At 70.6% G+C, this 14,704-nt stretch carries 8 protein-coding genes; 1 reads left to right on the top strand and 7 read right to left on the bottom strand.

Features of this window, described 5'->3' with window-relative positions; translation table 11 throughout:
• Positions 1-105: 105 nt before the first annotated feature.
• The 7 genes from JNO44_RS00510 to JNO44_RS00480 form a co-directional block, all read right to left on the bottom strand.
• Positions 106-1,230: a tyrosine-protein phosphatase gene (locus tag JNO44_RS00510; protein WP_205360339.1), complete on the bottom strand. Its 1,125-nt coding sequence runs from the start codon at positions 1,228-1,230 to the stop codon at positions 106-108.
• A gap of 160 nt (positions 1,231-1,390) precedes the next feature.
• Complete coding sequence (locus JNO44_RS00505; protein ID WP_205360337.1) at positions 1,391-6,616, bottom strand: type I polyketide synthase; 5,226 nt, start codon at positions 6,614-6,616, stop codon at positions 1,391-1,393.
• Between the two features lie 80 nt (positions 6,617-6,696).
• On the bottom strand, positions 6,697-6,888 hold the full coding sequence (locus tag JNO44_RS00500) for a ferredoxin (protein WP_073447146.1): 192 nt from the start codon (positions 6,886-6,888) through the stop codon (positions 6,697-6,699).
• Between the two features lie 88 nt (positions 6,889-6,976).
• Positions 6,977-8,134 (bottom strand): cytochrome P450, encoded by a 1,158-nt coding sequence (locus JNO44_RS00495; protein WP_235095863.1) that lies wholly within the window; start codon positions 8,132-8,134, stop codon positions 6,977-6,979.
• 112 nt (positions 8,135-8,246) lie between these two features.
• Positions 8,247-9,305: a DegT/DnrJ/EryC1/StrS family aminotransferase gene (locus JNO44_RS00490; RefSeq protein WP_205360333.1), complete on the bottom strand. Its 1,059-nt coding sequence runs from the start codon at positions 9,303-9,305 to the stop codon at positions 8,247-8,249.
• Positions 9,306-9,361: 56 nt separating this feature from the next.
• A complete protein-coding gene (locus tag JNO44_RS00485) occupies positions 9,362-10,750 on the bottom strand; it encodes a glycosyltransferase (RefSeq protein ID WP_205360332.1) in 1,389 nt (462 codons plus the stop codon).
• A gap of 278 nt (positions 10,751-11,028) precedes the next feature.
• A complete protein-coding gene (locus tag JNO44_RS00480; protein ID WP_205360331.1) occupies positions 11,029-12,690 on the bottom strand; it encodes a GMC oxidoreductase in 1,662 nt (553 codons plus the stop codon).
• A 580-nt stretch (positions 12,691-13,270) separates the two neighbouring features.
• Between JNO44_RS00480 and JNO44_RS00475 the strand changes: the two genes are divergently transcribed.
• Positions 13,271-14,689 carry a family 2B encapsulin nanocompartment shell protein gene (locus JNO44_RS00475; protein ID WP_205360329.1) on the top strand — a complete coding sequence of 473 codons (1,419 nt, stop codon included), beginning with the start codon at positions 13,271-13,273 and terminating at the stop codon, positions 14,687-14,689.
• Positions 14,690-14,704 lie beyond the last annotated feature (15 nt).

Raw genomic sequence — 14,704 nt, 5'->3', positions numbered from 1 at the left:
CCACACACGACGCCCCTCCCGGCGCACTGCCGGGAGGGGCGTCGTGTGTGCGGTCCGTGCGGGCCTCTGGGCTGCGGGCCGGACGGCCGGGCAACAGTCGACCGGTCAGTCGACGAGCAGTGTCTCCCGCAGCCGCTCCAGATCCTGCTTGTTCAGGCCCAGCCCGTCGCGCAGATACGCGTCGAAGGAGCCGAAGCGGGCCGTGACCTCGTCGAAGGCCGTGTTCAGATACGTGACCCTGGCGTCCAGGACCGGCTTGAGGCGGGCAGCCATCTCCGGGGTCTGCTCGGCGAGGGTGGCGGCGTTCCGAGCCGCGAGGTAGTCGTTGGTGGCCAGGTAGTCCCGCGTGACCGTGTCGCGGTCCACACCGAGGGCCGTGAGCAGGGCGGCGTTGCCCCAGCCCGTACGGTCCTTGCCGCCCTCGCAGTGGTAGACCAGCGGGGAGAAGCCGGAGGAGCCGGCGAGAAGGAACAGCGATCGGTAGGCGTCGAGCGCGGAGGGTTTGGAGACGAGCCACCGGTAGGTGTCGACCATCATCCGCTCGGATGCCGCGGCTGTCGCGGGCAGGTCACCCTTGATGTCCTCGCCCAGGACATCGGCGGCGATGTAGCGCGCGCCCGCGGGTACGCGGTCCGGGCCCTCGGCGCGCTCGCCCGGCATGCGCAGGTCGACGTCCGTACGGATGCCCAGACGCTGGAGCTTGGCCAGGTCGGCGTCGGAGAGGGTGTGCAGGCCGTTGGAGCGGTACAGCACGCCCATCTTCACCCACCGGCCGTCGGTGGTGCGGTAGCCGCCCGCGTCGCGGAAGTTGGGCGCGCTCGGAAGGTGCAGTGAGCGGTCGGCGAGGGTGAGCGGGTCTCCCTGGTCGGGAACGAGGCGGAACCACTGCCGGTCGGCGGCGGGCAGTCCGCGTACGGTGACGTTGGCCTCGGGCCCGCCATGGGCCACGACTCTGTCGCCGACGTAGACGGTGACCGAACCGACCGCGGGCGCCTTCCAGGTCACGGTGAACGAGCCGTCCGTCTGCTGGGTGACCTTGGCGTCGGTGAACGGAATGCCGTGCGCGGCAAGCGACGCCTGCGGCGCGTGCCGGGCCGGCGCTTCGGCGGGCGCGGTGCGGGGCTGGGCCGAGGCGAGAGGGGCGGTGAGTCCCACCGCCGACACTGCGGCCACGAACGATATGGCGATGTGGCGGGCGGCTTGCACCGCCGCCGAGGAATTGGAGTCCATGACGGGAACCTACGGCCCGAAACGATGCGGAATTTTCTAGTTTCAGCACAGTGCGCCGGCCCCTGTTGGCAAGGGGCCGGCGCACGCCATGGATGCCGGATTCAGCCGACGGGTGGGTGCGGGATCTCCGGAGCGGACCCGCACCCACCCGACCCGGCCGTCAACTCTCCGCGTCCATCAGCTGGAAGAGCTCCTCGTCGCTGGCCGATGTCAGGTCCAGTGCCCCGTCGCGACCGGCGCCCGTACCATCGCCGACCCCCGCCGTCGCGTCCGCCACCGCCTTCAACCGCGCCACCGTCTCCTCCGAGACCTCCGCGCCGGTGGTGAGCAGGGCCTCCAACTCGGCCACGACCGACTCCACATCGCGCAGGGGGGAGGCGGGCCGCGCCGTGCTGCGCTCACGTACGAGTCGGACCACCGCTTTCGGGGTGGGGAAGTCGTACACGAGCGTGGCGGGCAGCCGCAGGTCCGTGGCCGCGATGAGGCGGTTGCGCAGTTCGACCGCGTTCACCGAGTTGATTCCCATCTCCTTGAACGTACGGCTGCCCTCCTCGCCGCGCGTCTCCTGGCCGCCGAGCACGGCCGAGGTCTCGTCGAGGACCAGGGCCAGTACGAGTGCGTTCTGCTCGGCCTCGTCGAGGCCGGAAAGGCGGGCGTCCAGCCCCGGCGACTCCTCACCGGCGGCCGCCCCGTCCGCGCCGACCGGGGCACCCCCGAAGCCGGTGGCATCCGCGACCCCCCAGTCGGCGGCCGGTCCCGCCGCTTTCCCTGGAGTCGGCGCCAGCCAGAACCGCCGCCGCTGGAACGCGTACGTCGGCAGCGGCGCGGGCCGGGCCCCGGGCAGCACCGCGTCCCAGTCGACGGGGACGCCATGGGCGTGCACCCGGGCGACCGCGGTGAGCAGGGCATGCCGATCCGGCACGGCGGCCTGCAGACTCGGCATCACGGCGACTCCGGGCTGCGGGGCGGCCGACTCCATGCACTCGTCGATCATCGGCGTGAGCACCGGGTCGACACCCAGTTCCAGGAACCCGGTGACACGCTCGTCCCGGAGCCGGTCGATCGCGTCCTTGAAACGTACGGACTGCCGCACGTGCCGCACCCAGTGGTCCGGGTCGTGCGCCTCCTCGTCGGTCAAGGGGCGGCCGGTGAGGGTGGAGACGAGCGGTACGGTGGGCGCGGCATAGGACAGCGCACGGGCGACCGCGCGGAACTCCTCCAGCATCGGATCCATCAGCGGTGAATGGGCCGCGACGGGCACCCCGATCCGCCGGGTCTTGTGACCTGCGGCGCGGAGCCGGTCGGTGAGCGCCATGAGTGGGGCCTCGGCGCCCGAGAGCACCACGGAGTTCGGCCCGTTGACGGCGGCGATCGATACGCAGTCCCGCGACTCCGCCAGCCACGGCAGCACTTCGTCCTCCGTGATGCGTATCGCCACCGTCGCACCACCGGGCGGCAGCGTGCCCATGAGCCTGCCGCGGGCCGCCACCAGGGTGCACGCGTCCTGCAGGGAGAGCACACCGGCGACATGGGCGGCGGAGATCTCCCCGGCCGAGTGACCCACCAGGTGAGCGGGGACCACGCCCCAGGACTCGAACAGCCGGTACAGGGCCACCTGGATGGCGAAGAGCGCGGGCGTGGTGTAGGTGGTGTCGTCGAGAAGGGCCGCCTCGTCGGATTCGGGAGCCGCCCACATCACCGAGGTCAGCGGCCGCGGCAGCAGGGGATCCATGGTGGCGCACACCTCGCGCAGCGCCTGCCCGAAGGCGGGGAACGCCGCGGCCGCCGCCCGTCCCATGCCGGGGCGCTGGTTGCCCTGTCCGGGGAAGACGAAGGCCAGCCCGCCCGGTGCGGCATCGTGCGGGACGACGCCGGCGGCGCGCTCACCACGGCCGAATTCCGCTGTCGCGGCGAGGAGTTGTGCCCGGTCGGAGCCGGTGACGACGGCCCGGTGCCGGTGCAGGCTGCGGGTGGTGGTCAGGGCGTGGGCGACATCCTGGGCACGCAGCTCCGGGTGGGCCGCCATGTGCTCGGCCAGGAGCCGCGCCTGTGTACGCAGCGCCACCCGGCTCCGGGCGGAAAGCACCCAGGGCACGGCCGGGTCGTCGGCCGGCTCCGGGACCCGCGTCGGCCCCGACGCACCCCGTGCCTCCTCCGCGATCTCCCCCGGTGCCTCCTCCAGGATCACATGCGCATTGGTCCCGGTGAGCCCGAACGAGGACACCCCCGCCCGGCGCGTGCGTCCGCTCTCCCGCGGCCAGGGCCGGGCCTCGGTCAGCAGCCGCACCGAACCGGCGGACCAGTCCACCTTGGCCGAAGGGGTGTCCACGTGCAGCGTCCGTGGCAGGACGCCGTGGTCCAGCGCGAGCACGGTCTTGATGACCCCGACGACTCCGGCGGCGGCCTGCGTGTGCCCGATGTTCGACTTCACCGACCCCAGCCACAACGGCCGGTCCTCGGGCCGCTGTTGGCCGTACGTGGCCAGCAGGGCCTGGGCCTCGATGGGGTCGCCGAGGGGAGTGCCGGTGCCGTGCCCTTCCAGGGCGTCCACGTCCTGCGGGGTCAGTCCGGCGTCGGCCAGGGCCTGACGGATGACGCGCTGCTGCGCGGGCCCGCTCGGGGCGGTGAGCCCGTTGGAGGCGCCGTCCTGATTCACGGCCGAGCCCCGTACGAGCGCCAGGACACGGTGCCCGTTGCGCCGGGCGTCGCTCAGCCGCTCCAGCAGCAGCAACCCCGCGCCCTCCGACCACGCGGACCCGTTCGCGGCGTCGGCGTACGCCTTGGAGCGGGAGTCGGGGGAGAGCGCGCGCAGCCGGGCGAAGTGCGAGAAGGGCGTCGGGGTCGCCATGACGGTGACGCCGCCGGCCAGCGCCAGGTCGGTCTCGCCCGACCGCAGGGACCGACAGGCCAGGTGCAGGGCGACGAGGGAGGACGAGGAGGCGGTGTCGACCGTGATCGCGGGGCCTTCGAGCCCGTAGGTGTAGGCGATGCGCCCCGAGATCGCGCTACCGGCGGCCCCGGTGGTGAGCATGCTCTCCCAAGGGCTGGGAGTGGCGGACGCGATGGCACCGTAGCCGCGGTCCATCGCGCCCGCGAACACGCCCGTACGGGTTCCCCGCAGTGACTCCGGGGCGATGCCGGCACGCTCGACGGTCTCCCAGGCCGTCTCCAGGAGCAGCCGCTGCTGCGGATCGATCGCCGTCGCCTCCCGGTCGGACAGGCCGAAGAAGCCGGCGTCGAAGTCGCCCGCGTCGTGCAGGAATCCGCCTTCGCGGGCGTAGCAGGTACCCGGTCGGTCGGGATCGTCGTCGAAGAGCCGGTCCAGGTCCCAGCCGCGGTCCTCGGGGAAGGGGGACATGGCGTCGGTCCCCTCGGTGAGCAGCTCCCACAGGGCCTCGGGGGAGCCGGCCCCGCCCGGCAGCCGGCAGGCCATGCCGATGATGGCCACCGGGTCGGCATCGTCCGCCGGGGTACGGAACGGCTCCTCCGGGGATGTCTCCTCCTGCTCGGCCAGGAGGCGCGCGACGGCCCGCGGGGTGGGGAAGTCGAAAGCCAACGTGGTCGGAAGCGGCAGCCCGGTCTCCTCCCGCAGCAGATTGCGCAGCCGCACCGCGAGGATGGAATCGAGGCCGAGCTGACGGAAGTCGGCCTCCGGGGAGAAGGGGACGGACCCGCCGTCGCTCCCGAGCAACCGACCGACGCAGTCGCGTACGAGTTCCAGCGCCTCCTCGACCGTGTACGGCGGGAGCGCGCCGAGCCGGGCCGGGACGGACACCGTCCCGAGGCCGGTGAGCAGCCGGTCGAGTGCCCGGCGGTCGAGCTTCCCGGCGGGGGAGAGGGGAAGCTCGGGCAAGGAGACCAGTTCGAGGGGGATCTTGTGGTCGTCGAGACCCAGCCGGTGCAGGAACGCGGTCACTTCGCTCAGGCCGATCGTGCGGTCCGCGCGGTCGGTCACGACCAGGCACGGGTACTCCCCGAGCCGGTCGTCCGGTGCGCCGGCCACGGCCAGCGGACCCAGTCCCGCGAGACCCGCGAGCAGTCCCTCGACCTCGCCGGCGCTGAACTTCCGGCCGCCGCTGTTGATCAGGTCGGCAGCCCGGCCGCGGAGTACCACCACTCCGTCCGCGCCGACGGCCGCGAGATCGCCGGTGCGCAGCCAGCCGTCCTCGGTGAGGGCCGAGCGGGTCAGTTCCGGCTCACGGAAATAGCCGCGGAACAGTCCGGGCCCCCGGTAGTGGAGTTCACCCGTCTCGCCCGCCGCGCACACCTCGCCGTGCTCGTCGACGACCCGGAGGTCCACGCCGGGGACCGGCCGACCCACGCTGCCGTCGGGGTCCTGGGCCCGGGTACGGGAGCCGGTACCGATCTCGGACATGCCCCACACCACGACCAGTTCGCAGTCGAGGACGGCGCGCACCCGGGCGGCGAGCGCGGGCGCGAGGGCGGCCCCCGCCGTACGCACCTGGTGCGGCGCGAAGCCCGTCGGCCCGTCCGTCCTGGCGAGTCGCGCGAGGACATCCTGCAGTTGCGCGGGCACGGCGAAGACGACGCGGGGCGCGTGCTCCCGTGCCAGCTCCAGGAAGCGCTCCACGTCCCACCGGGTGAGCAGCACCTGTCCGCAGGCGGCGAGCAGCGCCGCGTGCATGGCCTGGAGGCCGAACAGATGGGTCATCGGGCAGGCCGTGAGGACCGTACCGGAAAAGGCGTCGGCGTCCTCGGCGACGACGGCTGCGGTGTTCGACAGCAGACCGTCGTGGCTGTGCACACAGAGCTTGGGCCGCGCGGAGACCGTGCCGGACGAGGGGATCAGGACGAGCGGCAGGTCGGGGGTGACGTCCACCGGCCGGGGCCGGTCGCCCGCCCAGGCCGCCAGCAGCCCGTCCAGCGACCCGGCACCCGCCGCCTGGCACTCCGCCTCCGGCGCGCCGGTCAACAGCACCCCACGCAGTGACGGGACGCCCTCCCTGAGCGAACGCGTCGTCGCACCCCCGCTCCCGGCGGCCGACAGGACGAGCAGGACGGGTTCCGCCCGGGCCAACAGCGCCTGGAGCTCCGGGACCGTCGTGCCCTGGTGGACGGGCAGCAGCACCGCACCGGCGGCCGCGACGGCCAGATGCAGCGTCTGCAGCTCCCAGCAGTTCGGGAGTTGTACCGCGACGACCTCGCCGGGCGAGACCCCGGACTCCTGTAGGCCGCGGGCCAGCGCGTCGACGTCCGCCCGCCACTGCGCCCACGTCCACGAGCGGTCCCCGTCGACGACGGCCGGGGAGTCGGGAGCGGATCCCACGGCGGCCTCGAAGACCTCGGGCAGCGTGTAGCCGCCCAGTGGCTCCGCCGTGTCGGTGGGCGGCTGGATCACGTAATCATCTGCGTGGACGGGCACCATCACTCCCGGATCTCAAGCACTCTCGTCAAAGTTGGGGACAACGCCGGGGGCCGGCCCCGGGCTGCTGCCCGGGGCCGGCCTCAACCCTCGTGCACGGTGATCGCGCGGGACGGGCACAGGCCACTCGCCACTCGGGCCGCGGACTCCTGGTCGGCGCCGGGATCGGCGAGGAGGGTGACGAGTCCGTCGTCGTCCTGGTCGAAGAGCGCGGGCGCGTTGAGCACGCACTGGCCCGCCCCCACACAGCGGTCGGGGGCAACGGTGATTCGCATGTCGATATCTCTCCTGGTCTCTCCTGCGGTGAACGTCGACCGCCCGGTGATCGGGTGGCACGCGCCGGCGGGCGGCGGGGCCCGGCGGCTACCAGCGGACCGGAAGCTCGTGCAGCCCGTAGAGCACGCTGTCGTACTTGATGCCCAACCCGTCCACCGGAACGTCGAGTTGGAGGTTGGGGATGCGTTCGAAGAGCTTCCGGTAGGCGACCTCCATCTCGACCCGCACCAGGTTCTGCCCCAGGCACTGGTGCACGCCGTAGCCGAAGGCCACGTGGCTGCGTGCGGACCGGGAGGGGTCGAACTCGTGGGGGCATTCGAAGACGCTCTCGTCGTGGTTGGCCGCAGCGACCAGCGGCACGATGCCCTCGCCCGCCTTGATGAGCTGACCGGCGATCTCCACGTCCTCGACGGCCACCCGCAGGGAGACCAAGTCGGCGACGGAGTGGAAGCGCAGTGTCTCCTCCACGGCCCGGTCGTCATGGATCCACTGGGGGTGTGTCAGCAGCGTGACCACGCCGAGCGCGATGTTGTTGGCGGTGGTCTCGTGGCCGGCGATGAGCAGCAGCATCAGCACACCCGACAGCTCGTGGGGGGCGATGGCGCCGTTGGCCAGCAGCCGGCTCACCAGGTCGTCGCCGGGCCACTTCTCCTTGATGGAGATCAGCCGGTTGATGTAGCGCAGCAGTTCCTTGCCGGCCGTCATGCGCTGCTCTTCGGTGGAGCCACGGAGGGAGACCAGCACGCGGGTCCTGGACTCGAAGAAGTCGCGGTCCGTGGGCGGTACTCCGAGCAGTGCGGAGATCACCAGGGAGGGGATGGGCAGCGCGTAGTCGGCAACGAGGTCCGCGGTGTTGCCCGCGGCCAGCATCTCGTCCAGACGCGCCTCCACCGTGCGTTCGATCGCCGGCCGCATCGCGCGTACCCGCCGTACGGTGAACTCCGGGATCAGGGCCTTGCGGAACCGGTCGTGCTCGGGGGAGTCCATCCCCACGAACCAACCCGGGATCTGATCCTGCTTGGGCACTCCCACGGTCTTCCCGACGTTGGGGAATCCCTCGTGCTCGGGGTTGGAGCTGATCTTGGGGTTGGTCAGTACGGCGCGGACGTCCTCGTGGCGGGTGACCAGCCACACCCGCTTGCCGTCGGGCAGGTGTGAGAGGACCAGCCCCTGCCGGTCGCGGTAGTCGGCGTAGTCGGGCGGTGGGAACGGCACGCCGGGCTGGCGCAGCGGAAAGTCGACCATCGCCGGATCCGTCACGTCGCTGGCCGGAGCTGTCTGGGCCGCGACCGGGCAGGTTCGCGGCACGGCCGGGCCTGTGTGCTTCATGGGTGGGTATCCCCTCTCGAACGGTCCGTCAGCTGGCGCCGTAGAACGCACGGATCCGGTCGATCACGAAGTCCTGTTCTGCGGGCGTGAGTTCGGTGTGCGTGGGCAGGTACAGCCCGTCCTCGGCGAAGGCGCTCGCCTTGAGCGAGGGCCAATCGGGATGGAAGTACATGGGCTGCCGGCTCATCGGCTTGAAGAACAGCCGGGTTTCGATCGACTCGTCGGCCAGGAACTCCCGCAGCTCCTCGCGGCGTTCGGCCCGCAGGTCGTACATCCACAGCACGTCCCGCGGTGGCATCAGCGTGATCCCGGGGACATCGGCCAGCCCCTCGTCGTAGCGCCGCTCGATGCCGCGCCGGGTTTCGAGGATCTCGTCGAGCCGCTCGGTCTGCGCCAGCGCGACGGCGGCCTGCATGGCCGTCATCCGGAAGTTGTAGGCCACCTTCTTGTGCAGGAAGCTGTGGTCCTTGGTGAAGGCCATGGCCCGCAAATGCGCCATCTGGTCCGCCAGTTTGGGGTCGTCGGTGAGGCAGATGCCCCCCTCGCCCGACGTGATGATCTTGTTGGCGAACAGCGAGTAGCAGGCGATGTCCCCGGTCGGCCGGACGCCGTGCGCCTCGGCACTGTCCTCCACGACCTTCAGGTTGTACTGGAACGCGAGGTCCGTGATGGCGTCCATGTCGCAGCGCCGCCCGTAGATGTGGACGGGCATGACGACCTTCGTCCGTGACGTGATCTTCTCTTCGATGCGGGAGACATCGATGTTGAGGTCGTCCCCGCAGTCGACGAAGACCGGCGTCGCACCGGTGTACGTCACCGCCCACGCGGAGGCCACCATCGTGAACTCCGGGACGATCACCTCATCGCCCGGTCCGACACCCAGGGCACGAAGCGCCAAGGTCAGTGCGGTCGTCCCGGACGAACAGGCCACGCCGTGCGCGGACGCGTTGTAATCGGCGAAGGCCCGCTCGAAACGCCGGACCATGGGCCCCTGCGACGATATCCACCCGTCCTCGACCGTGGCGGTCAGGTACTCCAGCTCCCGCCCGGTCAACGCGGGCCGGGACACAGGGTATTTGAACGACATCCGCTACCTCATCCTCCTCGTGCTTCCACACGTCCGATACGCGCCCACAGGCGCATTCACTGCGATGCCTTGGCCAGGGCCGGCAGCCCGAGGATCAGGTCGGCGGCGGCCGTCCGACCGCCCGCCGCCCGCTGCAGCGCACCGAGCCGCTCCGCCTTCCGGCGGAAGGAGGGGGTCTCCAGTACGCGGGTCAACTTGTCGACCACGTCGTTGACGTCCATGCCCCGCGGGCGATCGAGGGTCAGGCTGATCCCGAAGTCCTGGCCACGCACCGCCTGGTCGTAGCAATCGACCCACAAGGGCCGGACCACCAGCGGCTTCCCGAAGTACATGCCCTCGTTGTAGCCATTGCCGCCGGCATGGGTGAAGAACACCTTCACGTTGGGGTGCGCGAGCACGTCCAGTTGAGACGGCACCCAGCTTTCGATACGCAGATTCCCCGGCAGGGTCTCCTTCGGCGGCAGCAGGTGTTGCTGTGCCGACGGCAGCTTCCACAACACCTGATGCCGTCCGTCGAGGCGCCTGGCCACCTCCACCATCGCACTGACCTGATCCCGTGTCAGCCGGGTGATCGTTCCGAATCCCGCATAGACCACCGAGGACTGCGCGTCCAACCAGCCCGACAGCTCCTCGTCGTCCGGGGCCTCCGGCAGCGGCGGCACCATCGTCCCGACCAGCCGCATCTGCGGCGGCAACCGAACGGGATAGTCCAGCTCGGCGATCGAATTGCACAGCACCAGCTCGGCGCTCTCGATCCGCGCCATCGGGCTCATCGACGGCAGACCGTGTTCCTTGCGCCGCTGGGTGTCCTGCGCCAGCACCTTGCCCATCTGCGGCGAGAGGAACATCGCCAGGGTCTGCCACTTGAACAACTGGTTCCTGAGCTGCTGGGTCAGCGTCATGCGACGCGGCAGCCCGGTGTGCGGAACGGGGAAGCCCCACGGCGTGTACCCCTTTCCGAACGGCGTGAACGCCGTCAGCACGTTGCTGGGTGCGAACGGCACGCTCAGCACGTACGGAATCCGCCGGGCGATGGCCAACTCGATGCCGAACCCACTGATGCAGTCGATGACCATCAACGCCGGTTTGACCTCGTCGACGATCGCCGCGAGCTTCCGGAACTTCGCGTCCTGCGCCGCCGGCACGAACGACTGCCTGATCACCGCCCGATGCGCCTTGAACCGCGACGACTGCGTGACGTCCCGGTAGACCTCGTCGCTCCACGTCACCGCCGACAGCTCGCTGACGACCTCCCCCAGCGAGGCGAACTCCACCGGGGAGCCCACCGAAATCCCCTTCACGTCCTCGCGCCGCGGCTCGTCGGTGGCGAACCACAGGTCCGGCACGTTCCGGCGGGAGAGTTCCTCGGCGAGCACGAGCAGCGGGTTGGCCAGCCCACTCTCCGGAAGACTGACGAAGAGGATCGGCCGTCGGGCGGAGTCCATGGATTCCCTTTCACGATGACTGGCGGAGGTTCTGAGAGCGCACCCGCATGCGGATCGACTGGCCGCACCCCTCTGTGATCTCACGCCACCCACCGGAAAATCCGTAGACCGTCCCGTCCTTCGGGGCACGAGCGAACCGACGCGCAGCTGAAGCACCACGGACCGACCGCCGTTCCAACGGAACGGCTGCGTCGGGTCCGCAACGTCCCGCCTGCCGGACGGTGTGCCGGCCCGCCCTCCGGGCGGACGAGGAGACGTTGCGGACCCGACGGCAGGCCCTAGCGCGCGACCTTGACGTCCTCCGCGATGATCCGCTCGATGTTCCGCTCGGCCAGCGCCGTGATGGTCACGAACGGGTTGACCCCGATCGACCCCGGGATGAGCGCGCCGTCGGTGACGTAGAGGTTGCGGTAGCCCGCGACCCGGCCGTACCCGTCGGTGGCCTTGCCCAGGACGCAGCCACCGAGCGGGTGGTAGCAGAAGTCGTCGGAGAAGTTCTTCAGCTGCGGCCCGAACAGGTCGTAGCGGTACATCGTGGTGTTGGCCTTGTTGATCCGGTCGAACAGCGACTTCGCGGCCTCGACCGCGGGCGCGTTCTGCTCCCGGGTCCAGCGCAGCACCGCCCGGTCGGTGGCCTTGTCGTAGACGAAGGTGCCGCGCTCGGGGTTCTTGGTGATCGCCAGATAGAGGCTCACCCAGGTCTCCAGACCGGCCGGCATCGGCGCGATCTCCGCGAAGACCGGGGCGGCGGGGTTGTCCCAGTCGTCGATCCCCAGGGCGGGGATCGACGACTGGTGGGAACCTGTGGGATTCCACACGTGGTTGGCCCGTCCGGTCATGATGTTGCCGTTGGGGCCCCAACCCTCCCCGACCTCGGCGTTGAGGTGGGGCAGCGCGCCGGTGTCCCGGGCCCGCACCAGCAGCTCGGTCGAACCGAGGCTGCCGGCGCCGAGGAACAGGTGACGGCAGGCGATCTCCTTGTGGGTGATCACCGTGCCGTTGGCGTCGCTCTGGTCCACGGACAGCACGTAACTGCCGTCCGCCTGCTGCCGGATCGCGGTGACCCGGTGCAGGGTCTCGATGGTGACCTTTCCGGTGCCGAGCGCGGCGGCCAGATAGGTCTTGTCCAGGCTCTGCTTGCCGTGGTTGTTGCCGTAGATGACCTCGCCCGCCAGCGCGGACTTGGGCGCCTCACCGGTGGCCTCGCGCCGCATGTGGTCGAAGTCGTAGACGTTGGGGACGAAGGTGGTGTTCAGACCCGCCTTGCCGGCCTGTTCGCGCGAGACCCGCGCGAACTTGTACCACTCCGTCTCCTCGAACCAGCCCGGATCGATGTGGTTCACCTTCAGCGCGGCGTTGGCGCGCGGGAAGTACCGCTCGTACATCTGCGCGGCGTCCACCTGCGGCAGCACTTCCTCGAAGTACGCGCGCTTCGGGACGACGGCCATGCCGCCGTTGACCAGCGAGCCGCCGCCGACGCCCCGCCCCACGTACACCGACATCTGGTCGAAGTGGACCTTGTCCAGCACACCCGCGTACGGGTCGATGTTCCGGTTGATCACGTCCAGCCACAGGAACGAGCCCAGCGGGGCCTCGGTGCGCGACTTGAACCAGCTGGAGCGGCGGTCGGGCTTGAGCATTCCGCAGAAGACGTTGCCGTCGTCCGCGGGCGTGTTCCACAGCTGGCCCATTTCGAGCATGAGCGTCGGAATCCCGGCCTCGCCGAGCCGCAGTGCGGACACCGCGGCGCCGTACCCCGTACCGATCACCACGGCCGGGACGAACGAGCCGCTGTCGGCGTGCGGACCCCGCTTGTCGGCGGCCGCGGCACGCGGGGCGGCGGAAATCGTGGTCATGCCGGCGACGGCGGCGCCACTGAGGGCCGCCAGTCCGAGCAGACGGCGCCGTGACAGATGCTGGTTCTGCTGGTTCTCGAACACGTTGAGGGTACCTGGCCTTCGCCGACAGGAATTTTCCCCGCAGGGCTGATCCGCGGGGCTGTCCCGAGGGGAATCGCGGGCCGTCCAGCAGCCCGAGCCGCCGCGCGCCACCATCCTGAGCACCAAAGACTGCGGGAAATGGCAGAGATGCGACGGCCGTTGGCCGACTAGAATGCGCCGCCCTGCCAGAGCGCCGCCAGGTCACAGGCACCCCCCCGCGCCGGCTCCGGGAGCTGAGAACCAGGCACGATCGACGAGCGCTCGACCGCGCACTATCGGCCACCTCGCCGGCGGGCTTCGTGGCGCCGGACCACTCGCCTCGCGTGTGTGTCGACTTGATCAAAGGGTGAGTTAGCGCAGCATAGCGGACACTTTGAGCTGCGGATTTCCACGTGCTGCACTGCGACGGACCGCACGGCGCGCGGCAGGCGGGTGGCGCAAAAAGATCTCTGTGCCGCCAGTGGTTTCGACCAACATCACTACCCGCTGGTTCACTTGCGGAACAGGAGCTTCTCGTCGCCCGATCAGGTGATTCCGAGGGCTCCTTCTTGATGCGTGCGCCCCCATGGAAGGGACCAGGATGTCGATCGCAGTGGACCCGCAGCAGCCCGAGCAGCCGACCGGCCGGACACAGCTCAGCCTCGGGATCGCCGCTGCGCGGAACCTGGCGACCACCACCAAGACCGTCCCGCAGATGCAGGGCACCAGCTCGCGCTGGCTGCTGCGCACGCTGCCGTGGGTGGAGGTCAAGGGCGGCGCGTACCGGGTCAACCGACGCCTGGTGTACGAGGTCGGCGACGGCCGGGTCACCTTCGTCCAGGAGGGGAGCGCGGTCCGGGTCGTCCCGGCAGAGCTCGGGGAACTTCCGCTGCTGCGCGGGTTCGAGGACGACAGGACGCTGCGGGCGCTCGCCGACCGGTGCCGCCGGCAGCAGTACGGCCCCGGCCAGGTGATCGCCGAACAGGGCGGGGCCGTCGACCACGTCTATCTGATCGTGCACGGAAAGGTGGAGAAGGTCGGCACCGGAAACTACGGCGAGCAGACCCGCCGCGGTGTGCTGTCCGACGGCGGCTTCTTCGGCGCACAGGCGGTGGCCGAGGAGCCGGGGGAGTGGGAGTTCACGGCGCGTGCGATGACGGCGTGCACGGTGCTGGCCCTGCCCCGGGCCGCGTACGAGGAAGTGGCCGACCGCGACGACCAGTTGCGGGCCCACGTCCGGCAGCGCGAGGCGGAGAAGCGGCGCCCGCAGAACAAGAAGGGCGAGGCGAACATCGCCCTGGCCGCCGGCCACACCGGTGAGCCGGTGATCCCGGGGACCTTCGTCGACTACGAACTCCAGCCCCGCGAGTACGAGCTGAGCGTGGCCCAGACGATTCTGCGGGTGCACACCCGGGTCGCCGACCTCTACAACGACCCGATGGACCAGGTCGAGCAGCAGCTGCGACTGACCATCGAGGCCCTGCGCGAACGCCAGGAGTCCGAGCTGGTCAACAACCCCGAGTTCGGACTGCTGCACAACGCCGACTACAGCCAGCGCATCTCCACCCACTCCGGCCCGCCCACGCCGGACGACATGGACGAACTGCTGAGCATGCGGCGCGGGACCAAGGCGTTCTTCGCGCACCCGCGTGCCATCGCCGCCCTCGGCCGCGAATGCAACAAGCGGGGCCTGGCGTTCGACAGCGCCGATGTCGCCGGCCACCCGGTGCCCGCCTGGCGCGGCGTGCCGATCCTTCCCTGCGGCAAGATCCCCGTCTCGGACGCGGGCACCTCCGCCATCCTCGCGATGCGCCTGGGGGAGGCGGAGGAAGGGGTGGTCGGCCTGCGCCAGACAGGCATCCCCGACGAGTACGAGCCGGGCCTCAACGTGCGGTTCATGGGCATCAACGACCAGGCCCTGATCTCCTACCTGGTCAGCACCTACTACTCGGCGGCCGTTCTCGTGCCCGACGCGCTGGGCGTCCTGGAGAACGTCGAGGTCTTCCACACCCCGTCCTGACGTGGACGGCGCGAA

Origin of the sequence: Streptomyces noursei, assembly GCF_016917755.1 — a bacterium.
Classification (GTDB): Bacteria; Actinomycetota; Actinomycetes; order Streptomycetales; family Streptomycetaceae; genus Streptomyces; species Streptomyces yunnanensis.
This window is presented reverse-complemented; position numbering and strand designations above follow the sequence as displayed.